Origin of the sequence: Microbacterium aurantiacum (assembly GCF_031625015.1) — a bacterium.
Taxonomy (GTDB): Bacteria; Actinomycetota; Actinomycetes; order Actinomycetales; family Microbacteriaceae; genus Microbacterium; species Microbacterium aurantiacum.
This window is the reverse complement of the sequence record NZ_JAHWXH010000003.1, coordinates 160,532-185,171: the sequence shown is the minus strand read 5'-3', so window position 1 is coordinate 185,171 and position 24,640 is coordinate 160,532. Positions and strand designations below refer to the sequence as shown.

At 71.0% G+C, this 24,640-nt stretch carries 24 protein-coding genes and 1 tRNA gene; 5 read left to right on the top strand and 20 right to left on the bottom strand.

Annotated features, from left to right (window positions below):
• Positions 1–16 precede the first annotated feature (16 nt).
• A complete protein-coding gene (gene phoH2, locus KZC50_RS13660; RefSeq protein ID WP_301133531.1) occupies positions 17–1,366 on the bottom strand; it encodes an RNA 5'-3' helicase PhoH2 in 1,350 nt (449 codons plus the stop codon).
• Positions 1,367–1,569: 203 nt separating this feature from the next.
• Positions 1,570–2,355, bottom strand: a complete 786-nt coding sequence (locus KZC50_RS13655; protein ID WP_053548883.1) for an isoprenyl transferase — start codon at positions 2,353–2,355, stop codon at positions 1,570–1,572.
• A 112-nt stretch (positions 2,356–2,467) separates the two neighbouring features.
• Here KZC50_RS13655 and trhA point away from each other — a divergent pair, with 112 nt between their 5' ends.
• The gene (gene trhA / locus KZC50_RS13650) at positions 2,468–3,193 is read left to right on the top strand and encodes a PAQR family membrane homeostasis protein TrhA (RefSeq protein WP_301133534.1); all 726 of its coding nucleotides are present in this window, start codon (positions 2,468–2,470) and stop codon (positions 3,191–3,193) included.
• On the opposite strand, the gene KZC50_RS13645 is transcribed toward trhA, so the two are convergent.
• Complete coding sequence (locus tag KZC50_RS13645; RefSeq protein WP_053548881.1) at positions 3,181–3,450, bottom strand: hypothetical protein; 270 nt, start codon at positions 3,448–3,450, stop codon at positions 3,181–3,183. The two genes, trhA and KZC50_RS13645, sit on opposite strands and share 13 nt — an antisense overlap.
• Before the next feature lie 98 nt (positions 3,451–3,548).
• On the opposite strand from KZC50_RS13645, the gene KZC50_RS13640 reads away from it, so the two are divergent.
• Positions 3,549–3,941: a DUF4307 domain-containing protein gene (locus KZC50_RS13640; protein ID WP_053548880.1), complete on the top strand. Its 393-nt coding sequence runs from the start codon at positions 3,549–3,551 to the stop codon at positions 3,939–3,941.
• An 87-nt stretch (positions 3,942–4,028) separates the two neighbouring features.
• The gene (gene greA / locus KZC50_RS13635; protein ID WP_301133537.1) at positions 4,029–4,520 is read left to right on the top strand and encodes a transcription elongation factor GreA; all 492 of its coding nucleotides are present in this window, start codon (positions 4,029–4,031) and stop codon (positions 4,518–4,520) included.
• 34 nt (positions 4,521–4,554) lie between these two features.
• On the opposite strand, the gene ilvA is transcribed toward greA, so the two are convergent.
• The gene (gene ilvA, locus KZC50_RS13630; protein WP_310892034.1) at positions 4,555–5,787 is read right to left on the bottom strand and encodes a threonine ammonia-lyase; all 1,233 of its coding nucleotides are present in this window, start codon (positions 5,785–5,787) and stop codon (positions 4,555–4,557) included.
• Positions 5,784–6,974, bottom strand: coding sequence for an AI-2E family transporter (locus KZC50_RS13625; RefSeq protein ID WP_310892033.1), 1,191 nt, complete (start codon positions 6,972–6,974; stop codon positions 5,784–5,786). Before KZC50_RS13625 ends, ilvA begins: the two co-directional genes overlap by 4 nt.
• Before the next feature lie 75 nt (positions 6,975–7,049).
• On the opposite strand from KZC50_RS13625, the gene KZC50_RS13620 reads away from it, so the two are divergent.
• Complete coding sequence (locus KZC50_RS13620) at positions 7,050–7,961, top strand: hypothetical protein (RefSeq protein ID WP_310892032.1); 912 nt, start codon at positions 7,050–7,052, stop codon at positions 7,959–7,961.
• A gap of 34 nt (positions 7,962–7,995) precedes the next feature.
• Here the strand turns inward: KZC50_RS13620 and KZC50_RS13615 are convergent, their stop codons facing one another.
• The 14 genes from KZC50_RS13615 to KZC50_RS13550 all read right to left on the bottom strand — a co-directional run bounded on the left by KZC50_RS13615 (position 7,996) and on the right by KZC50_RS13550 (position 21,246).
• The gene (locus KZC50_RS13615; RefSeq protein WP_053548714.1) at positions 7,996–8,565 is read right to left on the bottom strand and encodes a LemA family protein; all 570 of its coding nucleotides are present in this window, start codon (positions 8,563–8,565) and stop codon (positions 7,996–7,998) included.
• Positions 8,566–8,647: 82 nt separating this feature from the next.
• Complete coding sequence (locus KZC50_RS13610) at positions 8,648–9,958, bottom strand: D-arabinono-1,4-lactone oxidase (protein ID WP_310892031.1); 1,311 nt, start codon at positions 9,956–9,958, stop codon at positions 8,648–8,650.
• On the bottom strand, positions 9,955–11,175 hold the full coding sequence (locus KZC50_RS13605; protein ID WP_310892030.1) for an alanine racemase: 1,221 nt from the start codon (positions 11,173–11,175) through the stop codon (positions 9,955–9,957). The genes KZC50_RS13610 and KZC50_RS13605 overlap by 4 nt, the downstream gene beginning before the upstream one ends.
• A gap of 34 nt (positions 11,176–11,209) precedes the next feature.
• Positions 11,210–11,283: transfer RNA gene (locus KZC50_RS13600), tRNA-Leu, on the bottom strand.
• Positions 11,284–11,312: 29 nt separating this feature from the next.
• Positions 11,313–12,740, bottom strand: a complete 1,428-nt coding sequence (locus tag KZC50_RS13595; RefSeq protein WP_310892085.1) for an NAD(P)/FAD-dependent oxidoreductase — start codon at positions 12,738–12,740, stop codon at positions 11,313–11,315.
• 34 nt (positions 12,741–12,774) lie between these two features.
• Positions 12,775–14,076 carry a S8 family peptidase gene (locus KZC50_RS13590; RefSeq protein ID WP_310892084.1) on the bottom strand — a complete coding sequence of 434 codons (1,302 nt, stop codon included), beginning with the start codon at positions 14,074–14,076 and terminating at the stop codon, positions 12,775–12,777.
• Positions 14,073–14,588, bottom strand: coding sequence for a DUF501 domain-containing protein (locus KZC50_RS13585; protein WP_310892029.1), 516 nt, complete (start codon positions 14,586–14,588; stop codon positions 14,073–14,075). The genes KZC50_RS13590 and KZC50_RS13585 overlap by 4 nt, the downstream gene beginning before the upstream one ends.
• Before the next feature lie 49 nt (positions 14,589–14,637).
• Positions 14,638–15,066 carry an FtsB family cell division protein gene (locus KZC50_RS13580; RefSeq protein WP_301133551.1) on the bottom strand — a complete coding sequence of 143 codons (429 nt, stop codon included), beginning with the start codon at positions 15,064–15,066 and terminating at the stop codon, positions 14,638–14,640.
• Positions 15,067–15,170: 104 nt separating this feature from the next.
• Positions 15,171–16,451 (bottom strand): phosphopyruvate hydratase, encoded by a 1,281-nt coding sequence (gene eno, locus KZC50_RS13575; protein WP_053548718.1) that lies wholly within the window; start codon positions 16,449–16,451, stop codon positions 15,171–15,173.
• A 109-nt stretch (positions 16,452–16,560) separates the two neighbouring features.
• Positions 16,561–17,232: an O-methyltransferase gene (locus KZC50_RS13570; RefSeq protein ID WP_310892028.1), complete on the bottom strand. Its 672-nt coding sequence runs from the start codon at positions 17,230–17,232 to the stop codon at positions 16,561–16,563.
• A gap of 4 nt (positions 17,233–17,236) precedes the next feature.
• Complete coding sequence (locus KZC50_RS13565) at positions 17,237–18,046, bottom strand: SGNH/GDSL hydrolase family protein (RefSeq protein WP_310892027.1); 810 nt, start codon at positions 18,044–18,046, stop codon at positions 17,237–17,239.
• 72 nt (positions 18,047–18,118) lie between these two features.
• Positions 18,119–19,375 (bottom strand): histidine--tRNA ligase, encoded by a 1,257-nt coding sequence (gene hisS / locus KZC50_RS13560; protein WP_236968865.1) that lies wholly within the window; start codon positions 19,373–19,375, stop codon positions 18,119–18,121.
• A gap of 63 nt (positions 19,376–19,438) precedes the next feature.
• On the bottom strand, positions 19,439–20,053 hold the full coding sequence (locus KZC50_RS13555) for a nucleoside triphosphate pyrophosphohydrolase (RefSeq protein WP_082334784.1): 615 nt from the start codon (positions 20,051–20,053) through the stop codon (positions 19,439–19,441).
• 38 nt (positions 20,054–20,091) lie between these two features.
• Positions 20,092–21,246 (bottom strand): Na+/H+ antiporter NhaA, encoded by a 1,155-nt coding sequence (locus KZC50_RS13550; RefSeq protein WP_310892026.1) that lies wholly within the window; start codon positions 21,244–21,246, stop codon positions 20,092–20,094.
• Positions 21,247–21,324: 78 nt separating this feature from the next.
• Between KZC50_RS13550 and KZC50_RS13545 the strand changes: the two genes are divergently transcribed.
• A complete protein-coding gene (locus KZC50_RS13545; protein WP_310892025.1) occupies positions 21,325–23,997 on the top strand; it encodes a phosphoenolpyruvate carboxylase in 2,673 nt (890 codons plus the stop codon).
• A 24-nt stretch (positions 23,998–24,021) separates the two neighbouring features.
• Here KZC50_RS13545 and KZC50_RS13540 read toward each other — a convergent pair whose 3' ends face one another.
• A complete protein-coding gene (locus tag KZC50_RS13540) occupies positions 24,022–24,621 on the bottom strand; it encodes a gamma carbonic anhydrase family protein (protein WP_236968819.1) in 600 nt (199 codons plus the stop codon).
• Positions 24,622–24,640: the final 19 nt, after the last annotated feature.

Below are 24,640 nucleotides of genomic sequence, written 5' to 3'. Positions count from 1 at the left end.
CCCCACCCGTCCGGCCTCAGGCGAGCTCGCCCGCCTCGAGGAGGTCGGTGACGAGCGCGGCGATCGCCGAGCGCTCCGACCGGGTGAGGGTGACGTGGCCGAACAGCCCGTGCCCCTTGAGGGTCTCGATAACCGAGGCGATTCCGTCGTGGCGGCCGACCCGCAGGTTGTCCCGCTGGCCGACGTCATGCGTCAGCACAACGCGGGAGTTCTGGCCGATCCGGCTGAGCACCGTGAGCAGGACGTTCCGCTCCAGCGACTGCGCTTCGTCCACGATCACGAACGCGTCGTGCAGCGAGCGCCCGCGGATGTGGGTCAGCGGCATCACCTCGAGCAGACCCCGCTCCACCACCTCTTCGAGGACATTGGCGGACACCACCGAGCCGAGCGTGTCGAAGACCGCCTGCCCCCACGGGTTCATCTTCTCCTGCGCGTCACCGGGAAGGTATCCGAGCTCCTGGCCGCCGACGGCGTACAGCGGCCGGAAGACGATGATCTTCCGCTGCTGCTGCCGCTCGAGCACCGCCTCCAGGCCGGCGCACAGGGCCAGGGCGGATTTGCCCGTCCCGGCGCGACCCCCGAGCGAAACGATGCCGACATCGGGGTCGAGCAGAAGATCGATCGCGATGCGCTGCTCCGCCGAGCGTCCGTGGAGGCCGAACACCTCACGGTCGCCGCGCACGAGCCGGTACTCACCCGGACCGCTCACCCGGCCGAGGGCCGAGCCTCGCTCCGAATGGATGATGAGGCCGGTGTTCACCGGGAGCCCGCGCACGTCGTCTCCCGTTGCAACCTCGCTCTCGTAGAGGTCGCTGATCTCGTCGCCGGACACGTCGATGGTCGCGATGCCGGTCCACCCGGAATCGACCGCCTGTTCGGCGAGGTACTCTTCGGCGCTGATCCCGAGGGATGCGGCCTTCACGCGCATCGGGAGATCCTTCGAGACGACCGTGACCTCCTGGCCGTCCCCGGCCAGATGCAGCGCAACGGCGAGGATCCGCGAATCGTTGTCCCCCAACCGCATCCCGGCGGGAAGGACGGTGGGATCGGTGTTCCCCAGCTCGACGCGGAGCGTGCCGTCCTCGCCGACGGGGACGGGGAAGTCGAGGCGTCCGTGCTCGATGCGCAGCTCGTCGAGGTGGCGCAGAGCCTGACGGGCGAAGTACCCGATCTCCGGGTCGTGCCGCTTCCCCTCCAGCTCGGTGATCACGACGACGGGGATGACGACGCTGTGCTCGGCGAAGCGGAAGAACGCCCGCGGATCGCTCAGCAACACGGAGGTGTCCAGGACGTAGGTGCGCAGGTCCTGCGCCTCGTCGATCTCGTGTGCGCTTTCGTGCTGCCTGTGTGGTGCTCGTGTGGTCACAACCGACTCCCGCCCCGGGTGGGTTCCCACCCGGTTCTTCACGAGTCGACCGGAGGTCACGAGTCGCGATCCGAGAGGCCGACCCGATCGGGCGCCTTGCCCGATGCGATGAACGTACGACGTGCGGCCGCGCGCCTCCGCATCCGACACGCGGACGATTCGTTACGCGCAGATGAACTTCGCCGCACCGGCCGCGACGCGCCTCAGCTGCCGTAGCGGCGGTCGCGGCTCGCGTAGTCGCGGATGGCCCGGAGGAAGTCGACCTCGCGGAGATCCGGTCCGAGCGCCTCGACGAAATAGAACTCCGAATGAGCGCTCTGCCACAGGAGGAAATCGCTCAGGCGCTGCTCTCCCGAGGTGCGGATGACGAGGTCCGGGTCCGGCTGCCCGCCGGTGTACAGATGCTCGCCGATCTGCTCCGGAGTGAGACTCTCCGCGAGGTCCTCGAGGGAGCCGCCGGAGGTGCCGTGCTGGGCGATGATGCTGCGGACGGCGTCGACGATCTCGCCGCGCCCGCCGTACCCCACGGCGAGGTTGACGTGCAGGCCCGAGTGACCGCGGGTGCGCGCCGACGCATCGGCCAGGACGCGGGCGAGATCGGGCGGGAGCCCGTCGGCCCGTCCGACGTGCTGCACGCGCCAGTCGCGCTCGCGCGAGAGCTCCTCGGCAAGCTCGGCGATGATGTCGATCAGGTCGGACAGCTCACCGGAATCGCGCTTGCGCAGGTTGTCCGTGGAGAGCAGGTACAGCGAGACCACGCGGATTCCGACGTCGTCGCACCACCCGAGGAACTCCCGCATCTTCGCCGCGCCGGCGCGGTGTCCGTGGGCTGCCGAGTCGTACCCCAGCTGCCGCGCCCAACGACGATTGCCGTCGATCATCATCGCGAGGTGATGCGGAACGGTCTCGGGATCCAACCGCCGCCGCAGGCGGTTGATGTACAGCCGGTAGAGGGGCCCTCTGCCCTCGTTCGACGGGGTACGCGTCACCCCCCTACGCTACCCCGAGCGGGCGGGCACCGCAGTGTGGCACTCCATCCCACGAGCGCCGGAACCGGGTATGTGCCGCCCGAGGAATGCGGGCGCGCCGTACCCTGTTCCCATGAGTCGTCGATCGCGCGTTCCCGCCGCGCCTGAGGTTCCCGTCCTCCCCCTCATGGACGCCGCCGCCGTCGACGCGTCGTCGGAGGCGAAGCCCACCTGGCGCGGCTGGATCCATGCCGGGACGTTCCCCGTCGCGATCGCCGCGGGGATCGTGCTGATCGCGCTCGCACAGGGTCCTGCGGCCAAGTGGTCCTCGGCCGTGTTCATGGCGACCTCGCTCCTGCTCTTCGGCAACTCGGCCCTCTACCACCGCTTCTCGTGGGGTCCGAGGACCCGGGCGACGCTGAAGCGCATCGACCACGCCAACATCCTCCTGCTGATCGCCGGGACCTACACGCCCATCGCGGTACTCGCGCTCCCGCCGCAGCAGGGGGTGCTGCTGCTCTCGCTCGTCTGGGGCGGCGCCCTGCTCGGAATCCTCTTCCGCGTCTTCTGGCTGCACGCCCCGCGGTGGCTGTACGTCGCGCTGTACCTGCTCCTCGGCTGGGCCGCGGTGATGTACCTCGGAGACCTCTTCCGCGCCAATCCCGCGATGATGATCCTCGTCGCCGTCGGGGGGCTCCTCTACACCGCCGGGGCCGTCGTCTACGCGCTCAAGCGTCCCAACCCGTGGCCGGGCCACTTCGGCTTCCACGAGATCTTCCACGTGTGCACCGTCCTGGCGTTCCTCTGCCACTGGACGGCGTGCCTGCTGATCGCGTTGCAGCCGGCCTACAACGCCTGATCGTCGCGGTCTCCGCGCTCTCGGGCGCGCGCATCCCGCTCCGCTTCCTCGGCATCCAGTTCCTCCTGGATGTCGGCGCGCACGCGACCGCGGCGGATCCGTCGGGTCATGTCCGCCGCGAGGAGCACCACCGCGACGGTGACGAACACGATGATGCCGAAACCCCAAGGACCGGGCGTCACCAGCTCGGGGTCGACCGTCGGCACGGGGATGGGGGTGACGGAGGTGCCCGCAAGGAGGGCGAGCGGGAGATGCATGGGAGTCCGTTTCCGTCCGGGCAGATGCTGTGCCGCGGACCCGGGTGCGCAAGAGCGCCTAATCTGGAAGTCCCAGCCTATTCTTCCGACGGACCCCCATGACCACTCAGGAACAGCTCGACCAGCGCTACGGACGCCGCCGCACGGCATCGGCCCGGTGGGCCATCGGCGGCGCCGCCGCCGTCGGGGCGATCCTCGCGGGTCTGCTCGGATGGACGGTGGTGGCCGGCAGCATCGATGCGATTGACGTCCGTTCGACCGGCTTCGTCGTCGAGGACGACGGCCGGGTCACCATCGACTTCCAGCTCACCTCGCCCCCCGGCCGCTCCATCGCGTGCGCCCTCGAGGCGCAGGACGAGGAGCACGGCGTCGTGGGCTGGCGCATCGTGGAGTACGCCGCCACAGAGGACCACGCGCGGGCATTCCGCGAGAGCGTCCGGACGGTGTCGGAGGCGACGACGGGTTTTGTAAACGACTGCTGGGTGACGTAGTCTGGCGGCGTTGTGCTCCACCCACGCCCCGGCCGGTCCGGGGCGTTTGACATATCGCACAGCCACCGCTTACCGAAGGAGTCAGACGTGTCCAGCGATGCCCCCGTGACCTTCCTCACGCAGGACGCCTACGACCGTCTCGTCGCCGAGCTCGAACACCTGTCGACGACCGGCCGCGAAGAGATCGCCAAGCGCATCGAGGCAGCCCGCGAGGAGGGCGACCTCAAGGAGAACGGCGGATACCACGCCGCCAAGGACGAGCAGGGCAAGCAGGAGGCGCGCATCCGCACCCTCCAGTGGCTTCTGAAGAACGCCACCGTCGGCGATGCGCCGGAGAGCACCGGCACCGTCGAGCCCGGCACCGTGGTGACGGCGACCGTCGCGGGTGGGGAAGAGGTCTTCCTCCTCGGCAACCGCGAGATCGCCTCCGGGTCGGATCTCGACGTGTACAGCGAGGCGTCGCCGCTCGGGGCCGCGATCCTCGGATTGAAGGAGGGCGACACGACCTCCTACACCGCGCCCAACGGACGCGAGATCGCCGTCGAGATCGTCAAGGTGGAGACCTATACCGGCCAGTGAGCCCGAGGACGGGGCAGGATGACCCCACCCGCGCTCAGTCCGGTACGACGATCGGATCGAAGCCCGCCTGACGCAGCGTGTCCATGACGTGCGCCCGGTGCTCCTCGCCGCGTGTCTCAACGCTCAGCTGCAGGATCACCTCGCTGATCTGAAGCCCCTGACCGTGGCGCGTGTGCAGCACCTCGGTCACATTGGCGCCCGCGAGGGCGAGGAGCTCCGACACGCGGGCGAGCTGTCCCGGGCGATCGGGCAGGGGGATGCGCAGGGTCATGTAGCGTCCGGAGGCGGCGAGCCCGTGGGCCACGACTCGCTGGAGGAGGAGCGGATCGATGTTCCCTCCGGAGAGTACGACGGCGGTGGGACCGGCGGCGCGGATCTTGCCGGCGAGGATCGCCGCGACCCCGGCCGCCCCAGCGGGCTCCACCACCTGCTTCGCACGCTCCAGCAGCACGAGGAGGGCGCGGGCGATGTCATCCTCGGAGACGGTGACCACTTCGTCCACGTGATCGCGGATGATCGAGAACGGCAGCTTCCCGGGACGGGCCACGGCGATCCCGTCGGCGATCGTCGGACGGGTCTCCACGTCGACCGGGTGGCCGGCGGCGAGCGAGGTCGGGTAGGCGGCGGAGTTCTCGGCCTGCACGCCGATGATGCGGATGCTGCGCCCCTCCGCCGCGGCGCGCGCCTTCACGGCGGCCGCGACACCGGCGACGAGGCCTCCCCCGCCGATGCTCATCACGATCGTGTCGAGATCGGGCAGATCGTCCATGAGTTCCAGCCCGAGGGTCCCTTGCCCGGCGATGACGTCCGGGTGGTCGAACGGGTGGATGAACACCGCGCCCGTACGCTCGGCGAAGTCCGCGGCGAGGCGGAGCGGCGTCTCGACCGTCGCCCCCTCGAGGATGACGTCGGCACCGTAGCCGCGGGTGGCCAGCAGCTTCGGCACCGGCACCCCGAGCGGCATGAAGATCGTGGCCGGGATTCCGAGCGCCTTGGCGGCGAGGGCGACGCCCTGGGCGTGGTTCCCCGCCGAGGCGGCGACGACACCGCGGGCGCGCTCCTCGGCCGTGAGGCGGGAGAGGCGGTAGGTCGCTCCGCGGATCTTGAACGACCCGGTGCGCTGGAGGTTCTCGAGCTTCAGGTGGACGGGCACACCCAGGAGGTCGCTCAGGTGCAGGGACTCGTCGAGGGGGGTGCGGGCGATGACGCCGTCGAGGACGCGCGCGGCATCCGCGAAGTCGGCGAGCGACGGGATCGTGGCGTTCACGAACGGCCCTTCTTGGTTCGGGGGACGGTGCTCCAGATGAGATCACCCTGGGGCGCATTCCCAGACTCCCAGGCCCGCGAGCCGAGATACACGGCCACGACGTTGACGAACGCAGCGAGGGGGACGGCGAACAGCGCGCCCGGAATGCCGGCGATCATCGCGCCGCCCGCGACCACGAGGACGACGGCAAGCGGGTGGACCTTCACCGCGGCACCCATGAGGATCGGCTGGAGGATGTGGCTCTCCACCTGCTGCACGACCAGCACGACGACGAGCATCCACAGCGCGATCCACGGCCCGTTGTACACGAGGGCGATGAACACCGCGATCGCCCCCGTGACGATCGCACCCACGAACGGGACGAACGCGCCGAGGAACACCAGGACCGCGATCGGGATCGCCAGCGGCACCCCGAGGAGGAACGCTCCGAGACCGATGCCGACCGCGTCGATCGTGGCCACCAGAAGCTGGGTGCGCGCGTACATCACCACGGTCCGCCACCCCGCGCGTCCGGCACCGTCCACGGGACGGCGCGCGCGGCGGGGGAACAGGCGGAGCGTCCACTTCCAGATGCCGCCGCCGTCGGCGAGGAGGGTGATGAGGATGAACAGGGCCAGGAGCGCTCCGGCACCGACGTGCCCGATGGTCGTTCCGAACGCGAGCGCTCCCGACCAGACGACGGAGGCCTGATCCTGCAGGAACTGCCATCCCTCGCCGAGAAGGACGTCGATCTGCTGCGAGGTGAGGTGGAGAGGACCGTCGATCAGGTACTGCCGGAACCGCTCGAAGGCCTCCACGGTGCGCGTCTGCACCCGGGGAAGCTCTCGGCTGATCTGCCACACCACGAGCCACACCAGCGCGGAGACGACAGCCATGGTCGTCAGGAGCGAGATCACGATCGCGAGCCAGCGCGGGAAGCGGTGACGGAGCATGAGCGTGAAGAACGGCCACAGGAGCGCGCTCAACAGGATCGCGACGAGGAGCGGGATCACCAGGAGCTTCAACTGGATGACGAGCCAGATGCCGACGCCGATGGCGGCGGCGATCAGCAGGAAACGCCAGGCGTAGGCCGTCGCGATGCGGAGACCTCGCGGAATCGAATCGGTCAGATCCGTGGAGACCACCCGACGTCGATCCCGGAAGGCGTCGAACAGCGAACCGCGTCGCGGGTCCTCGGAGCCGTCCATCCGGCCAGTCTAAGCGCGCCGCATACCGGATCAGACATGCGCACGTCCCTCGCGGGCGGTTGCTAGCGTGAAGCCGTGCCACGCAGATCCGTCGTCGCGCTCCTCGTGAGCGGCGCCGTCGCGCTCGCGATCACCGGAGCCGTCCTCCTCGTCGTCCTGCCGCCGCGTGCGGAGACGGCGGAGGACACCGCGCAGGCGTTCGCGGAGGCGCTGATCGCCGCAGACGGAACTGCGGCCGTCGCGCTCGTCGCCGATGCCTCGACGGCCTCCGCCATCGCCGCCGCAGCGCTCGACGGCGCCTCCGCCGTGGACACCGCAGAGGTCGTGCTCACCGAGCAGACGGCCGAACGGACGACGTTCGACCTCACTCTCGGCCTGGCCGGAGACACCGCGACATCCCGCCTGGTCCTCGTCGACGTCGGCGAGGGGTGGCGGGTCGCCGACGGGATGTGGGGCACGCTCCGCGTGGAGACGACGCACGGAGACGCCGTGCGCGTGGGAGGAACGCGTGTCCCCGCCCCCGGTGAGGTGCTGCTCCTTCCCGGCCGCTACCCGGTGACGGCGGACCCCGCCGATCTCTTGGACGGTGCGACCGAGACGACGGTGTTCCCGGGGACGGATCAGGACGTCGCGATCGAAGCGATCCCGAACGAGGCTGCCCTCGAGGCCGCCCAGGGGGCGATCGCGGACTATGCGGCGGCGTGCACGGTGCCCGCCACGGGCACCCCCGCGAACTGCGGGATGCGCATCCCGTGGCCCGCCGACCTCGTCGCGCTCGAGGAGCTGCGGTTCCGCATCGACCGGATGCCGCGCGTGGAGGATCTCGACGCCGGGACCTTCGTCGCGTCGGACGGCGAGCTCGTCGTCACCGCACGCGGCACGGATCGTGGGGGTGATCCGCGGGACGTCACCTACCGCTCGGACACCTGGACGCTCCGCGGCTCCTTCGCCGTCGGCCCGAACGGCATCACCCTCACCGTGTGGTGAGCCGCCGACGACGGAGCGAGGTCTTCCCGACGGCTCAGAACTGCACGCGGGGAGGCTCGGAGATGGCAGCGCCGTCGACCACCTCGAAGAACTCCCGCTCGTGGAAACCCAGGTTGCGGGCGAAGAGATTGTTCGGGAACACCTTGATCTTCGTGTTCAGTTCGCGCACACCGCCGTTGTAGAAACGGCGCGACGCCTGGATCTTGTCCTCGGTGTCCACGATCGCCTGCTGGAGCTGGAGGAAGTTCTGGCTCGCCTGGAGCTGCGGATAGGCCTCCGCGACCGCGAACAGCGACTTCAACGCCTGCTGCATGTGCCCCTCGGCGACACCGGCATCCGCCGGGCCCGACGCGGACAGCGTCTCGGCGCGCGCTCGCGTGACGTTCTCGAAGACCGCCTTCTCGTGGGCGGCATACCCCTTCACCGCCTCGATCAGATTCGGGAGGAGGTCGGCCCGGCGCTTCAGCTGGACCGTGATGTCACTCCAGGCTTCGTCGACGCGCACGTTGAGCTGGACCAGCGAGTTGTAGGTCGCCCACAGGTAGATGCCGGCGATGACGACGAGCGCCACCACGATCAGCACGGGGATCAGCCATTCCCACATAGCGCGAGACTCCGTTCGAGGTTTCCCTTCATCCTAGCCAGGCGCTTCTCGGGGCCGAAGTGCGCGGCGCGACTCCCAGCCGTTACCCACCGAGGACGCGCTCGAGGTAGGGGTTGGCGAACACCCGATGAGGATCCCACTGGTCGCGCAGCGCGACGAAGTCGGCGAACCGGGGATACCGCGATGCCAGCACCGCCGCATCCTGCGCGTGCATCTTCCCCCAGTGCGGGCGTCCACCCTCGGCGAGGAGGATCTCCTCGACCGCATCGAAGTAGGTGCCGGGATCCTCTCGCCAATACCGATGCACGGCGATGTAGCCGCTCTCGCGCCCGTGCGAGGTGGACATCCACGCCGCATCCGCGGCGGCCGTGCGCACCTCGATCGGGAAGGAGATCCGCCATCCGCGCCGCCGGATCAGATCACGCACCGCCTCGAACGCGGGCACGAGCCGCTCGACCGGGACGGCGTACTCCATCTCCGCGAAGCGGACCGACCGACGGGTCGCGAACACCGCCGCGGAGGCGTCGGAGAAGTCCCTGCCACCCCACACCCGCGTCGACACACGGTTGAGGGAGGGGACGCTCGCGGGAAGCAGCGCTCCCGTCGCGCACGCCGCCCGGTGGAGCACCCCGCCGACCACGACGTCCTCGAGGAACCGCGCTCCGGCCGACAGCGGGCGGGTGGGCGTGTCAGCGGGGTGCCGCTGCTGGGACTTGGTCAGCGCGAGGTCCGTTCCCGGAAACCAGTAGAACTCGAAGTGGTCGTCCCGCTCGGCGCGTGCCGCGAGGTCGTCGCAGACCTCCTGCAGGGGCTCAGGACGCTCCCGCGCGGCCAGCACGAACGCGGGGACGCACCGCAGCGTCACCTCGACGATGACACCGAGGGCGCCCAGCGAGACGGCGACCGCATCGAGCAGTTCTCCGTCCTCCTCCGTGACCGTGACCCGTTCGCCGTCGGCAGTGACGAGGGTCGTCCCTGCGACCTGGCTCCCCAGGCCCCCGAATCGGATGCCGGTGCCGTGGGTGCCGGTGCTGATGGCGCCGGCGAGGCTCTGCCGATCGATGTCGCCCAGGTTCTCCATCGCGAGACCGTACGGCGCGAGGAGCGCCGGGATGCGGTGGAGGCGCGTGCCGGCCGCGAAGGTCGCGAGGCCCCGTTCGCGGTCCACGTCCACGAGCCCCGAGAGTTCGTCGAGATCCAGCAGGATGTCGGGGGCGAGGGCGATCGCCGAGAAGCTGTGGCCCGCGCCTACCGCCTTCACACGCAGCCCCCGCCGGGCCGCGGCATCGACCGCGCGGCGCACCGCGTCCACCGACGGCGGGCGCTCGACGCGACGGGGGCGCACCTGCTCGGTGCGACCCCAGTTCTGCCACCGACCGCCCGGGCGCGTCATGCGAACGACCGTCCCTCTCCGCGGTAGGTCGGCACCTCGCCGACCACCCGCCCCTCCGAGACGACCTGCAGTCGCTCGGTGTGCTCGCACAGCTCTCCGCTCTTGGCGTGGCGGAACCACACGCGCGAGCCCACACGCAGGGATGCGGTCCCCCGCCCCGCGACAGGGGTCTGGACCTCCCCCGCGCCCTCCCGCGGGAGGAGATGGAGGCCGCGGGGCCACACCGGCGTCGGGAGCCGCGAGGATCCTGCAGGCCCCGACGCCACCCATCCGCCCCCGGACGCCGTGACGACGCCCGGCGTCGGCATCCGGACGATGTCGACGGCGAAGGCGGAGGCGGGCGCGGGACGGAAGCGGCGGTAGCCGTCGAAGAGGTGGCCGGCGAGCAGTCCGCTCCCCGCGGTCACCTCGGTCACGGCGGTGTCGGCTGCCGACGTCTCCAGCGACCCGGTGCCGCCGGCGTTGACGAACTCCAGCGGCGCCCACGCCGCGACCGCGGCGACCACCGCCGCGCGTCGTTCCCGCAGCTCAGCGACACTTCGACGTTGCATCCACCGGATCGCCGCCGAACCGGCATCCGCGACACCCGCCACCTGCGCCTCGTACATCATCACGCCGACGAGGCGGAACCCCGGCCGCGCGACCACGGCCCGCGCCAACCGTGACGCCTCAGCCGGCTCGTGGACGGGCGAGCGCCGCACGCCCACGTGTCCGAGCGCGGGCACACGCCAGGACGCGTCCACATCGATCGCGAGGCGAATCTCCGGGCGCGCGGCCGGGGATGCCACCGCGTCGATGAGGTCGAGCTGTGCCTCGTCGTCGATCATCAGCGTGATCTTCGCCGCGGCGTCCGGGTCGCCCGCGAGTCGGGCGAGGGCCGTGCGATCCGCCGTCGGATACCCCAGCACGATGTCGTCGTGGGACTGGGCGAGCCACAGCGCTTCGGCCAGGGAGTACGCGAGGAGCCCGCGATACCCGGGGAGCGCGAGCACGGCGTCGAGGATGGCGCGGGAGCGGACGGACTTCGTCGCGATCCGGACGGGCACCCCCGCCGCGCGGACGACGAGATCCAGCGCGTTGTGCCGGAGGGCGCCCAGGTGCACAGCCGCCAGAGGGGCGGGAAGTTCCTCCACCGCATGGGTGAGGTCCGCCCAGTAGCGCGGGGCGTCCTCCCACACCGGATCAGCGGATGCCGCGGCGTCGAGGTCGAGTCTCATCGGACCCACCCTAGAGCCGCAGGCCTCCCGAGTGTGCCCCCGGTGGGACTCGAACCCACACTGCAGCGATTTTAAGTCGCCCGCCTCTGCCGATTGGGCTACGGGGGCGCCGGCGCACCGACGCCGTCACGCTCCCCTCAGCGTCCCGCGGCGGCGGCGGCCTTGTCGGCCTCGACCTTCTCGGGCTGATCGGCGATCTTCCCCTGCTCGCGGGGCTCGGCGGGCGGCGTCACCGCGGGCTGGGCCGGCCGCGGACGGGCCGCGAACTCCTCGAAGACGTAGCGCGGGTTCTGGACCGTGGAGAGGTTCACGATGTCGCGACCAAGCCAGAAGTTGTTCCACCAGCCCCACAGGACGCGGAACTTCCGCTCCCACGAGGGCATCGCCAGGCCGTGGTAGCCGCGGTGCGCGAACCATGCCGGAAGCCCCTTGATCGCGATCTTGCCGGACTGGAACACCCCGATGCCGAGGCCGAGACCGGCCACCGCGCCGAGGTTCTTGTGGACGTACTCCTTCGGCTCCTCGCCGCGCAGGACCGCGACGAGGTTCTTCGCGAGCAGCTTCGCCTGGCGCACCGCGTGCTGGGCGTTGGGCACGCAGTAGCCGCCGACCCCACCGCCGGAGAGGTCCGGGACCGCGGCGACGTCGCCCGCGGCCCATGCTCCCTCGAGGGGCGCCTCCGCCGTGCCGACCCGCAGGTCCGCGCGCGCACGGATGCGACCGCGCTCTTCGACGGGCAGGTCCCCGCCGCGCACGACCGTCGGGTTCGCCATGACGCCGGCGGTCCAGATGATCAGGTCGCTGGGGATCGTCTCCCCGGTGGACAGCTCGATGTTGCCGTCGATCGCTCCGGTGACCTGGGTGTCCAGGTGGACCGCCGCACCACGCTCGGCGAGGTTCTTCAGCACCCACTCGCTCGTCTTCAGCGACACCTCGGGCATGATGCGCCCCATCGCCTCGACGAGGTGGAAGTGCGTGTCCTCGAAACGCAGCTCGGGGTACTTCTTCAGGAGAGCAGAGGCGTAGGACCGCAGCTCGGCGAAGACCTCGATTCCGGCGAAACCGCCTCCGACGACGACGACGGTGAGGAGGCGGTCGCGCTCCGGACCCGCCGGGACGAGCGCGGCCTTGTCGAAGTTCGCCGTCAGACGGTCGCGGATGGCGACGGCCTCCTCGATCGTCTTCAGACCGATCGCGTTGTCGGCGATCCCCGGGATGGGGAACGTGCGGGAGACGGCGCCGGCGGTGACGACGATCTGGTCGTACCGGACCTGGTAGGGCTCCCCCACCGACGGGGTGATGGTGGCGGTCTTGTCGGCGTGGGTGATGCCGGTGACCTTGCCCGCGACGACCTTAGTCTTGGAGAGGTGCCGACGCAGCGCCACGACCGAGTGGCGCGCCTCGATGGAGCCGGCCGCGACCTCGGGGAGGAAGGGCTGGTAGGTCATGTAGGGCAGCGGGTCGACGACGGTGACCTCGGCTTCGCCCTTGCGCAGATGCTTCTCGAGCTTCCACGCCGTGTAGAAGCCCGCATATCCGCCGCCGACGATCAGGATCTTGGGCACAGTGTTCGTCACGGTGGGAAGTACTCCTCGGGTGTCAGCGGCTCGGCGTCCGGGACGCCAATCGGATGCGTCGGACAGCTGCAGTGACGCCGAGCGTGAACAGTATAGCGGTGGTGGTGAAAAGCGTCAGCGGAAGCGTCCCGTAGAGCACGGTCTCTCCCGTCGGGAGAAGGGGCGACACCGCGCGCCCCGCGGCATCCGCCGGAGGCAGCGGCTCGATCTCCACCGGTTCGCTGGGCACGCTCGGGGCCGGCCCACTGTCGGCGCGTCGATAGAGCCGGATCCACTCCGACAGGCTCCCCATCGGGTTCGCCGTCACCGCGGGGACGTCGGCTCGCACGGCGGCGGCCGCGTCCACGAGGCCGCGACCGTAGAGCGGGTCCACCGGCTGCTCGGCGCCGGCGACCGGACGGGCGGTCGAGACGATCCGGTTGATGACGTTCGCCGCGTCGAGGTCGGGGTGAGCGGCGCGGACAAGGGCCGCGACACCCGCCACGATCGGCGCGGCACCGCTGGTGCCGTCCCAGACGACCACGCGTCCGTCCGCGGAGACCCCGAGCAGCCGTTCGCTGGGCGCCGCCACCCCGATGGTGATGCCCTGGGTGGACGCTTCCACGCTCGCTCTGCCGCGGGGGTCCACCCCGCCCACGGTGAGGACACCCGGGATGGTGGCGGGCGCACCGACGGCGGTCGTGCCGCTGCCTCGGTTGCCGGCGGCCACGACGACGACGACGTCGTTCTCGAACGCGTACAGGAACGCGTCGTCCCAGCTCGGATCCCAGTCCGGGGTGTTGGTAGTGAGCGACATGTTGATCACGTCGGCCCCGTTGTCGACCGACCAGGTGATCGCCTCGGCGATCTGCTCCACGAACGGCACCGTCGCGGCCGAGCCGAAGCCGACCGACACGGCCATGAGCTCGGCCTCGGGCGCGACGCCGATCATTCCCGTTCCAGGTCCCGTCCCGCGTGCCGCCGCGAGCGAGGCCACCCAGCTGCCGTGATTGCCGTCGACGGCGCCGATGGGAGTACGTCCGTCCGCCGACCCGATCCCGGACACGTCGGTGCCGGCGACGACGGCGCCCTGGAACTCCACCGGGCCGCGGCCGATGCCGGTGTCGATGACGGCGATGCGCACGCCGGCTCCGCGGGTGGTCCGCCAGGCATCCTCGATCCCGTAGTCGGCGAGCCAGTACTGCGCGTCGCGGACAGGGTCCACGGACGACGGAACGGGCGACGGGGTGGGGTCGGTCGCCGCGGACGCCGGTGCGACGCCGAGCGTGACGGCGAGTGCGGCCGCGGCCAGGCCGCCGCCGATCCGCCGCCCGAGCGCGATCATCCGCCCGGCCCCGGTTCTGCGCACACGCACACATCCGGCGACCAGGAGGACCGCTCCAGCGCGAGGTCGCCGATGGGGTTCACACCCGGGCCGGCGGCCAGCGCGTGGCCGGCGAGGGCGTGCAGGCACTTCACCCTCGTGGGCATCCCCCCGGCGGAGACGCCCTCGATCTCGGGAACGTCGCCGAAGAGGGTCCGATCCTCCAGATACGCGCGGTGCGCGGCCCGGTAGGCCTCGGCGACGCCCTCGTCGTGAAGCATCTCGGCGAACGCGGGCATCACCTGAGTCGCCTCGAGGGTCGACATCGCGGCCGTCGCCGCCGGATGGGTCAGATAGTAGAAGGTCGGGAAGGGCGTGCCGTCCGGGAGCCGCGGCGAGGTGGCCACCACCGTGGGATTTCCGCAGACGCAGCGTGCGGCGACACCGACGACGCCGCGCGCCGGGCGTCCGAGCTGCGCGCGGAGGACGTCGAGGTCGCGGTCGCTCAGGGGTGCGAAGGGAGGCGTGGTCACGTCTTCGAGGGTAGCCGGGGGCGCCGGCGTCGACGAACCCCGACGCGTGTCACGGCTCCGTCGTCCCGGTCACCGTGCGCGAGAGACCCGCTTCGGTGATCGACCGCACCATCTGCCCCATCCAGTCGGTCCGGGTCGTCTGCACCTCGTCGCTGACGGCCGCGGGCTCCTGCGGCACATCCTGCGGCGGAAGATCGTTGTCGATGAGGTAGACCACCTCGCCCGGCGCCACGAAGTACAGTCGTTCCCGCGCCTGGGTGGTGATGTAAGCCGGGTCGGTCCAGCGCTCCCGCTGCGCCTCGAGGTCGGCGACGCGCTCCTCGCCCACCTCGACCGCCTCCTCCAACGCCGCCACGCGCTGACGCTGGTCGAGGTAGGTCCCGATGGTCGGCACCAGCACGAAGGCTGCGAGCACGACGAGTCCGAGCATGATGGCGGCGAAACCGGACGACCGGATGCCGGTGAGCCACGCCCGCACGTCCGGCGCCGATCGTCCCTCTCGTCGCGGACGTCGGGGGGGACGGGAAGGGGGAGCCGTCGTGTCCACCACGGCTCCCCCTCTCCTACGCTGTCCGGCGCGTATCAGCCCTTGAAGCGGGGGAACGCTCCGCGCCCGGCGAAGACCGCCGCGTCGCCGAGTTCCTCTTCGATACGCAGAAGCTGATTGTATTTCGCGACGCGCTCGCTGCGCGCAGGCGCACCGGTCTTGATCTGACCGCAGTTGACCGCGACGGCGAGGTCCGCGATCGTGGTGTCCTCGGTCTCGCCGGAACGGTGCGACAGCATGGAACGGTAGCCGTTCTGGGTCGCCACGGCGATCGCGTCGAGCGTCTCGGACAGGGTTCCGATCTGGTTGACCTTCACCAGCAGCGCGTTCGCGACGCCGAGGTCGATGCCGCGCTGCAGACGCTGCGGGTTGGTGACGAAGAGGTCGTCGCCGACGAGCTGGACCTTCGATCCGATCGCGTCGGTCAGGCCCTTCCACGCGTCCCAGTCGTCCTCGGCCAGGGCGTCCTCGATCGTGACGATCGGGTAGTTGGCGACGAGGTCGGCGAAGTAGTCGGTGAGCTTGTCAGCCGACCAGGCCTTGCCCTCGACGGTGTAGACACCCTCCGAGAAGAACTCGGTGGCGGCGACGTCGAGGCCGACGGCGATGTCGGTGCCCGGGGCAAACCCGGCCTTCTCGATCGCCTTCATCAGGAAGTCCAGGCCTTCGCGGTTGCTGGGCAGGTCGGGCGCGAAACCGCCCTCGTCGCCCAGCGCCGTGTTGAAGCCGGCCGCCTTCAGCTCGCTCTTGAGCACGTGGTAGATCTCCGTGCCCCACCGCAGGGACTCGGAGTAGGTCTCCGCGCCGATGGGGGCGAGGAAGTACTCCTGGAAGTCGATGCCGTTGTCGGCGTGCTCGCCGCCGTTGATGACGTTGAACAGCGGAACGGGGAGGACGTGGGCGTTGGGGCCGCCGAGGTAGCGGAACAACGGCAGGTCCGCGGCGTCCGCGGCGGCCTTGGCGACGGCGAGGGAGACGCCGAGGATGGCGTTGGCCCCGCACCGCGACTTGTTCTCGGTGCCGTCGGTCTCGATGAGGATCTCGTCGACGACGCGCTGCTCGCTCGCCTCTACGCCCTCGATGGCGGGGCCGAGCTCGTCGATGACGGCCGCGACGGCCTTGAGCACGCCCTTGCCCGAGTACCGGCTCTTGTCGCCGTCCCGCAGCTCGTACGCCTCGAAGGCACCGGTGGATGCGCCCGAGGGCACCGCGGCACGCTGGACGACACCGTCATCGAGGAGCACCTCCACTTCGACGGTCGGGTTTCCGCGCGAGTCGAGGATCTCGCGTGCGCCTACAGCCTCGATCAATGCCACTGGGTGACTCCTTGTGTCGTGGAGGGGTGATGTCCGGGGATGAGTGGATATCGGGAGCGTCGTCGGTCCGAGACCACTCTAGAGGCGCGGGGCCGTCGCCGCAGGAGGGTCACACCACCACGGCGACGGCGAAGCCGTCGTAGCCCTTCGCGTCGAGCGTCTGGAGGGCGGTGGCCTCGAAGCGCGGATCGCGGGCGAGGACTTCCAGACCCTGCCGCGTCCCCACCACATCGGGTCGGGAGTTCGTCGGATCGGCGACCGCGCCGCCGCGGCCGATGTTGTCGACGATCACCACGGTGCCCGGGCGGCCCAGTCGCGCGGCCCAGTCCAGGTAGGCGGCGTTGGACTCCTTGTCGGCGTCGATGAAGACGAGGTCGAACGGAGCCTCACCGGACAGGGTGGGGAGGACGTCGAGCGCGCGCCCCTCGCGGATCTGCACGCGCCCACCGAGGCCGGCACGATCGAGATTCGCCCGGGCGAGTCGTGCGTTCGCGGGCTCGGCCTCGATCGAGATCACGAGACCGTCGTCGGGGACCGCGCGGGCGAGCCAGATCGCCGAGTACCCCCCGAGCGTGCCGATCTCGAGGATCCGCCGGGCTCCGGAGATCCGCGCGATCAGATGCAGGAACTTCCCGTTGACCGGCGCGACCTCGATCGCCGGCAGGCCCGCCGCCCGCTGCGCCGCGACGGCGGCGTCGAGAGCCGGGTCCTCCCCCACGAGCAGCGCCGACAGATAGGCGTCGACGCGACGCCAGGTCGCGGAGTCGATATCGGATGCCATCGCCTCAGCCAACCGGCCCCGGACGGTCCCCGTCAACCCGCACGGCGTGGAGGGCTTGGATGATCGCCGGGATGAACGCCTCCGCTGTGCGCCGGTACCCCGCAGCCGAGGGGTGGAAGCGGTCCATCGCGAACATCTCCTCCGGGCGGGAGAGGAAGACGGGCCCGACGGTCGCGCGCAGGGACACCACCACGCCCCCGGCGCGCGCCGCCTCCCGCGCTTGGGCGACGGCGAGGCGACGCGACAACCGGCCCGCGAGCGTGCGGAGCGGCTGCGGGACCGGCCGCAGCGCCGCGAGGTCAGGACACGTGCCCACGATCACCGGGATGCCGCGCTCCCGCAGCGCCCGCACCGCCTCGGCGAGATGCGCGGCGGAGCGCATGACCGGCCGTCGATGGGTGACGTCGTTGCCGCCGACGACGATCACCGCGGCATCCGGTCGGAGCCCGCGCGGCAGCCGAGCGACCTGACCGGCGAGCGCGGAGGACTCCGACCCGACCTGCGCAAGGGTGTGCAGGTGAACCGGCCGATCCAGCGCGCGGGAGATGCCCTTCGCCAGACGTCCGCCGAGAGTCTCCTTGGGGCGGGAGGCGCCCAGTCCCGCCGCGATCGAGTCTCCGAGCAGCACCAGATGCAGCGGCGCGCCGCGGCGCCGTGCACCCCAGACCCGGTCCGCGTCGAGCGCGTCCTCCCCGAGAGGCTTCCCGATGCGTCGGCGCGCGACGGCCGCCTGGCGGGCGAGCGTCGTGCGCGCGAGGAGGGTGAGGATCACCGCTCCCCCGGACACCCGGATGAGTGTGCGGGTGCCCTGCATCCCCGAAGTGGACCCCATGCAGACGTCGCGCGGGTGAACGGAAGGCGACCACACGTGCGCGCCCGCCGGGGCTCAGCTCAGAGGCCGCTGCTCCAGTGCGTCGACATCTTGGTCCGCCGAGAGGGTGACGAACGACCGGTAACCGTCGGCGGCAGCGCGCTCCAGGAGTGCCTTGAGGTTCTTCGGGCGCTGCTCCACCCGCACGCGGGCCCCGCCGTCGAGCAGTCGCGTCTTCGCCGCCAGCAGCTGCGCCAGCGGCACGTCGCGGTCGTGGATGAGCACGACGGCCGGCGCGCGGCTCTCGCCGTGTTCTTCGAGCAGGTCCACGATGCGCTCGAATCCGATCGAGAAGCCCACGGCCGGGACGTCCTGACCGAGGAACCGCCCGATCATGCCGTCGTACCGGCCGCCGCCGCCCAGCGAGTACGTGACGGCGGGATGGGCGAGCTCGAAGATCGTTCCGGTGTAGTAGCCCATTCCCCGCACGAGGAAGGGGTCGAAGACGACGGGCGCCGTCCCGGTCCCGCGCGCGGCGGCGACGGCCGCGCCGATCCCGGCCACGTGCCGGATGATCTCTTCGTCGATTCCCTCGGGGAGCGCCGCCCGGATGCGTTCCTCGCCGAACGGTAGCTCTGCGGCGGACGCCGGGCGGGCGAGGAACGCGGCGAAGGCGGCCACCGCATCCGCTCCCGCACCGCGCTCGAGAAGCTCGCGCTCGACGCCGTCGGGTCCGATCTTGTCGAGCTTGTCGATCGTGATCAGGACGCCGGGACGCTCGGCCTCGGCGAATCCGAACTGCGCGAGCATGGCGTCCAGGATGCGTCGATCGTTGACCCGGATCTCCGCCCCCGCGAGCCCCAGCGCATCGAGGGTGTCCAGGGTCGCGACGGCGAGCTCCGCCTCGGCGCGCGCGGAGGGATCGCCGATGATGTCGATATCGCACTGCACGAACTGGCGGTACCGACCCTTCTGCGGACGTTCGGCTCGCCAGACCGGCGCGATCTGCACGGCCCGGAACACCGCGGGGAGCACGCCGCGGTGGGTGGCGTAGAACCGGGCCAACGGGACGGTCAGGTCGTAGCGCAGCCCGAGATCGGTCAGCGACGCGGGATCCTCGGCCGCGGCACGCACCGCGTCGGCGTCGAGTCCGCGGCGGAGGACGTTGTACGCGAGCTTCTCATTGTCGCCGCCGATCCCCGCGTGGAGGCGGCTGTACTCCTCCATCACCGGCGTCTCGATCTCGTCGAAACCGTGCGCGCGATAGCGGTCGCGGATCGTGGCGAGCACGCGCTCGCGGCGGGCCTTGTCGGCGGGGAGGAAGTCGCGCATGCCGCGCGGGGCGTTCACGGAGGGCACCGGACCATCTTCCCAGGTAGTGGCGCGCGACGCGCGTCAGACCGTGCCGGCGCGGCCTTCCTGGGCACGGATGTCGTCCGTGAGGGACCGCAGACGGCTGCGGAGGGCGCGCTCGGCGTCCCAGCCCTCCGCGCGTGCGACGGCGACCAGGGCGAGGAGCGCCTCACCCAGCTGGTCCTCGCTCGCCGGAGCGCCGGGAGCGGTTGCGGGCGCCGCCGTCCCGGGCACCGAGGCCGCCTTGCCGAGCAGCTTCTGAGCCAGGGCGAGCGACGGCATCCGCGCGCTGACGCCGTCCAGGACGCTCGTGCGCGCACTCTTCTCCGCGGCCTTCGCGGCGTTCCAGTGGACGAGCACCTCTTCGGGCGTCGTCGCGACCGCGTCGCCGAACACGTGCGGGTGGCGGCGGATCATCTTCTCCGACAGCCCCCGCGCGACGTCGTCGATGTCGAACGCCTCGCCCCGCTCTCCCGCGGCGATCTCGGCATGGAAGAGCACCTGCCACAGCAGGTCGCCGAGCTCTTCGCGCATCTCGGCGGCATCCCCCGTCTCGATCGCCTCGATGAGCTCCGCGCTCTCCTCGATCAGGTACGGCACGAGGTCGCGATGGGTGATGCGCCGGCTCCATGCGCACCGTTCACGTACCAGGTGCATCGTCTCCACGGCCGCGCGCACGGCATCCGTCGGCTCGATCACCGGGGCACCTCGATCGCCTGACGACGGTGGTGCCGCGCGCGGAGGGAGACGAGCACTCCGGCCAGCACGAGGGAGATCATCGACCCGCCGAGAACGCCGAGCGTCGCCTCGTCGCGCAGGAGCGGCTCATCCGCGAACGCCAACTCCGACAGCAGCAGCGAGACGGTGAAGCCGATCCCGCCGAGCGCTCCCGCCGCGAGGAGGTCGGCGAAGGACAGGTGCGGCGCGACGCCGCGGTTGCCGATCCGCAGAGAAAGCCACCCGGCGACGCTGATTCCGATCATCTTGCCCACGGGAAGCGCCAGGAGGATGCCCCAGAACGCCGGCGAGAGCTGCGTCGGCGTCACCTGCGGGATGACCACGAGCGCGGCCGAGAAGGCGAACAGCGGCAGGATGAGGCCGTTGACCCACGGCTCGAGCGAATGCCGGGCCCGAAGCGCCGGCTGCTGGGCCATCGCGAGGCCCAGAGCGACGCCGGCGAGGGTCGCGTGCACACCGGAGAGATACGTCAGGACCCAGGTCAGGATGCCGAGGGCGACCAGGACGCCGATGAGCAGCGGGCGCGCCGGGGTGTCCGTCCGCCTGCTGAGCACACCGAAGATCACCACGGTCAGCGCTGCGAGGGCCAGCAGCCCCAGGTTCAGGTCGCTGGTGAAGAGCACGGCGATGAACACGATGCCCACGATGTCGTCGAGGATCGCCAGGGCGAGGAGGAAGATCCGGATGCCGGAGGGAAGCCCTCGACCGAACACGGCCAGCACCCCGAGGGCGAAGGCGATGTCGGTCGCGGTCGGGATCGGCCAGCCCCGGGACGCGTCCGAGGATCCGGCCACGAGCAGGAACACCGCGATCGGCGTCACCACCCCGCCCGCCGCGGCGATCGCCGGCTGCAGCGCCTTGCGCGCGGAGTTCAGCTCCCCTGCGGTGAGCTCGAACTGCAGTTCGACGGCGACGATGAAGAAGAACACGGCCAGGAGCCCGTCCTGGACCCAGTGGCCGAGCGACATCTCGAAGACCCCGGGGATGCCGAGGTAGGTGTGTTTCGCGGCGTCGACGGCGGGCCCGATCGGCGAATTGGCCACGATCAGACCCAGAACGGCTGCGGAGAGCAACATGACGGCGGGAAAACGCGCCGAGCGCAGGAGCGACATCGAGTGCGAGTGTAGCCCCGTCGTCACACAGCGCCCGCCGTGACGAACGCGTCTCGCGGCGGCGCTAGCGTGGAACCCATGCGTGAACTGACCAACACCGAGGCGATCGATCTCGTGGGGCGCTTCGAAGCCGGTCAGGAGACACCCGAACGTATGCGCGCCGATGTGCGGATGCTGGGATCGCTCCTGGGCAAGGTGCTTCGCGAGAGCGGCTCCCCCGGCCTGTTCGAGGACGTGGAGCGCCTTCGCGCCGCGACGATCCAGGCGTACACCGACGAGACGCCGGAGGCCTTCGCGCGCGCCGCCGCGATCGCGGACTCGTTCAGCGTCGCGCGTGCCGACGAGGTCGCCCGCGCCTTCACCTGCTATTTCCACCTCGTCAACCTCGCTGAGGAGCACCAGCGCGTGCGCGTCCTGCGGGAGCGTGACGGCCGCCCCGAGCGCGAGAGCGCGTCCGACTCCGTCGCGGCGGCGTTCGTCCGCCTGTCCGCGGAGGTCGGCGATGAGACGGCGCTCGAGCGGCTGCAGGCTCTGCGCTTCCATCCCGTCTTCACCGCGCACCCCACCGAGGCCCGTCGCCGGGCGGTGTCCTCCAGCATCCGGCGTCTGGCGAGCCTGCTCGACGAGCACGAGACCTCGCGGCGCAACGGCGCCGATGAGCGTCGCGCCGAGCGGCGGATGCTGGAAGAGGTGGACACGCTGTGGCGTACGGCCCCGCTCCGTCCGGAGAAGCCGTCCCCGACCGACGAGGTGCGCGCGGTGATGGCGGTCTTCGACGAGACCCTGTACACGGCGATCCCGCACGTCTACCGACGCGTCGACGACGCACTGCAGGGTCCCGGTGCGGGCAACCGCGCGCCGGTCGTGAAGCCGTTCGTCCGCATCGGCTCGTGGGTCGGCGGCGATCGCGACGGGAATCCCTTCGTCACGGCGTCGGTGACCCGCAAAGCCGCGAAGATCGCGAGCGAGCACGTCCTGATCGGTCTCGAGCGGACCGCGGAGCGGATCGGGCGGGGCCTGACGCTGGATGCCGCCTCCACTCCGCCGAGCGAGGCTCTGCTCGCGCTCGGACGGCGCCTCGCCGCCGCGGACGAGGAAGCCGCCGGCGAGATCGCCCAGCGCTCGCCCAACGAGCCCTACCGCCGCATCCTCCTCCTCATCGCGAGGAAGCTCGCCGCGACCCGGGCCCGCGATGCGGATCTCGCGTACCGCGATCCCGAGCACCTCGTCGCCGATCTCCGGGTCATCCAGGATTCCCTGGTCCAGGCCGGAGCCGCCCGACAGGCCTACGGACACCTGCAGCAGCTGCTGTGGCAGGTGGAGACCTACGGATTCCACCTCGCCGAGCTGGAGGTCCGCCAGCACTCGGCGGTCCACGCCCGGGTCCTCGCGGAGCTCGAGGCCGGGGGCGAGCGCAGCGAACTCGCCGATGAGGTCCTCGACGTCTTCCGCTCCGTGGCATTCCTCCAGGAGCGCTACGGACCCCGCGCGGCCGGACGCTACATCGTGTCGTTCACGCAGTCGGCCGAGGACCTCGCCGCCGTGCACCGCCTCGCGCGTTTCGCCGTCGGCCCCGAGGGGACGCCGCCGGTGCTGGATGTCATCCCCCTGTTCGAGACGTTCGCCGACCTGCAGGCGGCCCCGGGGATCCTCGCCGAGATCGTCGAGCACCCCGAGTTCGCCTCGCGCCTGGAGGCGACGGGGCGACGATTGGAAGTCATGCTGGGGTACTCCGACTCGTCGAAGGACGTCGGCCCCGTCGCTGCGAACCTCGCGCTTTATCAGGCGCAGGCCGCGATCTCCGCGTGGGCGCGGGAGAGCGGCATCGAACTCACCCTCTTCCACGGCCGCGGCGGTGCGCTCGGACGCGGCGGCGGCCCGGCCAACTCCGCGATCCTCGCCCAGCCCCCGCATTCCGTGGACGGGCGGTTCAAGCTCACCGAGCAGGGCGAGGTCATCTTCGCCCGGTACGGCGACCCCGCGATCGCGATGCGTCACATCGACCAGGTCGCCGCGGCGATCCTGACGGCGTCCGCGCCGTCGAACGAGGAGCGAAACCGCGCCGCGGCCGACAAGTACGCCGAGGTCGCCGCGACCATGGACGTCGCCTCGCGCGAGCGCTTCTTCTCGCTCGTCAAGGCCCCGGGCTTCGCCCCGTGGTTCGCGCGCGTCACCCCCATGGAGGAGATCGGCCTGTTGGCCCTCGGCTCGCGCCCGGCCCGTCGCGGTCTGTCGGTGGAGTCGCTCGCCGATCTGCGCGCCATCCCGTGGGTCTTCGCCTGGACGCAGGCACGCATCAACCTGGCCGGGTGGTTCGGCCTGGGCTCCGCCCTGGACGCCGTGGGAGACGAGGGTCTTCTGCAGCGCGCCTACGCGGAGTGGCCGCTGTTCCGCACGATGGTCGACAACGTCGCGATGAGCCTGGCGAAGACGGATGACCGCATCGCCCGGCAGTACCTCGATCTGGGAGACCGCGACGATCTCGCCGAGCTCGTGCGCTCGGAGATGGTGCTGACGCGCGAATGGGTGATCCGTGTCACCGGCGGGACGGAGCTGCTGGCGGGTAAGCCCGTGCTCCAGCGCGCCGTGAAGATGCGCAGTCCCTACGTCGACGCCCTCTCGCTCCTCCAGCTGCGGGCCCTGCGGGCGCTCCGCGCCGCGGACGAGGGAGCCCCGGTGGATCCGGAGCAGCAGCGTCTGCTGCTCCTGTCCGTCTCGGGGGTCGCGGCGGGTCTGCAGAACACCGGCTGAGCCGATCGGCCGTTCCGCACCGGCTCAGCCGAGCGGTCGGTCGTCGGCATGCCGGGCGAGGCTCCGTCCGTAACGCTCGGTCAGCTGCACCATCAGATCCGGCGTCTGGCGATCCAGACCGAACACGTAGCCGGGGAAGTCGAGTTCGCGCTGTGCCGCCTCGATCTCCTCGTGACGCTCGGCGGGGAGGATCCGCATCGGCGCACCGACGGCCACCCAGCCGATCGGCACCACCGTTTCGGGCGGGAGCGTGGTGCGCAGGTGGACGATCGCTCCGATGCGCACGTCGCTGCGCGCCCCGATGTGCGCACCGTTGAAGACCCGCGTCCCGGTGGCGAGGAACACCTCGTCCTCGATCGTCGCCCCCGAAACGCTCGCGAGCGGTCCGATCAGCACGTGGTCGCCGATGTGGACCGGGTTGGTCGCCGTGGAGCGGATCAGCGCATTCTCCATCACGATCACGTGCGAACCGAGGGTCAGCGCGCCGCCCTCCGCGGTGATGACCGCACCGTGCAGGATCTGACAGTCGGGTCCGATCACGACGTCGCCGCTGATCACCGCGGACGGCGCCACGACGGCGTCGGGATGGATGCGGGGCTCGGCCCCGAGGTGTGCGAACTGCATCGTCCCCTCCTCGTTCCCC

Excerpts from the sequence above, each read along its gene's own strand:
- KZC50_RS13605 (WP_310892030.1), bottom strand. The coding sequence starts at position 11,175 with ATGAGACTCGACCTCGACGCCGCGGCATCCGCTGATCCGGTGTGGGAG.
- KZC50_RS13645 (WP_053548881.1), bottom strand. The coding sequence starts at position 3,450 with ATGCATCTCCCGCTCGCCCTCCTTGCGGGCACCTCCGTCACCCCCATC.
- trhA (WP_301133534.1), top strand. The coding sequence starts at position 2,468 with ATGAGTCGTCGATCGCGCGTTCCCGCCGCGCCTGAGGTTCCCGTCCTC.
- KZC50_RS13540 (WP_236968819.1), bottom strand. The coding sequence starts at position 24,621 with ATGCAGTTCGCACACCTCGGGGCCGAGCCCCGCATCCATCCCGACGCC.
- KZC50_RS13555 (WP_082334784.1), bottom strand. The coding sequence starts at position 20,053 with ATGCACCTGGTACGTGAACGGTGCGCATGGAGCCGGCGCATCACCCAT.
- KZC50_RS13625 (WP_310892033.1), bottom strand. The coding sequence starts at position 6,974 with ATGGACGGCTCCGAGGACCCGCGACGCGGTTCGCTGTTCGACGCCTTC.
- KZC50_RS13570 (WP_310892028.1), bottom strand. The coding sequence starts at position 17,232 with ATGGCATCCGATATCGACTCCGCGACCTGGCGTCGCGTCGACGCCTAT.
- KZC50_RS13550 (WP_310892026.1), bottom strand. The coding sequence starts at position 21,246 with ATGTCGCTCCTGCGCTCGGCGCGTTTTCCCGCCGTCATGTTGCTCTCC.
- KZC50_RS13615 (WP_053548714.1), bottom strand. The coding sequence starts at position 8,565 with ATGTGGGAATGGCTGATCCCCGTGCTGATCGTGGTGGCGCTCGTCGTC.
- KZC50_RS13640 (WP_053548880.1), top strand. The coding sequence starts at position 3,549 with ATGACCACTCAGGAACAGCTCGACCAGCGCTACGGACGCCGCCGCACG.
- KZC50_RS13565 (WP_310892027.1), bottom strand. The coding sequence starts at position 18,046 with ATGCAGGGCACCCGCACACTCATCCGGGTGTCCGGGGGAGCGGTGATC.
- hisS (WP_236968865.1), bottom strand. The coding sequence starts at position 19,375 with ATGCGCGACTTCCTCCCCGCCGACAAGGCCCGCCGCGAGCGCGTGCTC.
- KZC50_RS13610 (WP_310892031.1), bottom strand. The coding sequence starts at position 9,958 with ATGACGCGCCCGGGCGGTCGGTGGCAGAACTGGGGTCGCACCGAGCAG.
- KZC50_RS13545 (WP_310892025.1), top strand. The coding sequence starts at position 21,325 with ATGCGTGAACTGACCAACACCGAGGCGATCGATCTCGTGGGGCGCTTC.
- KZC50_RS13590 (WP_310892084.1), bottom strand. The coding sequence starts at position 14,076 with ATGATCGCGCTCGGGCGGCGGATCGGCGGCGGCCTGGCCGCGGCCGCA.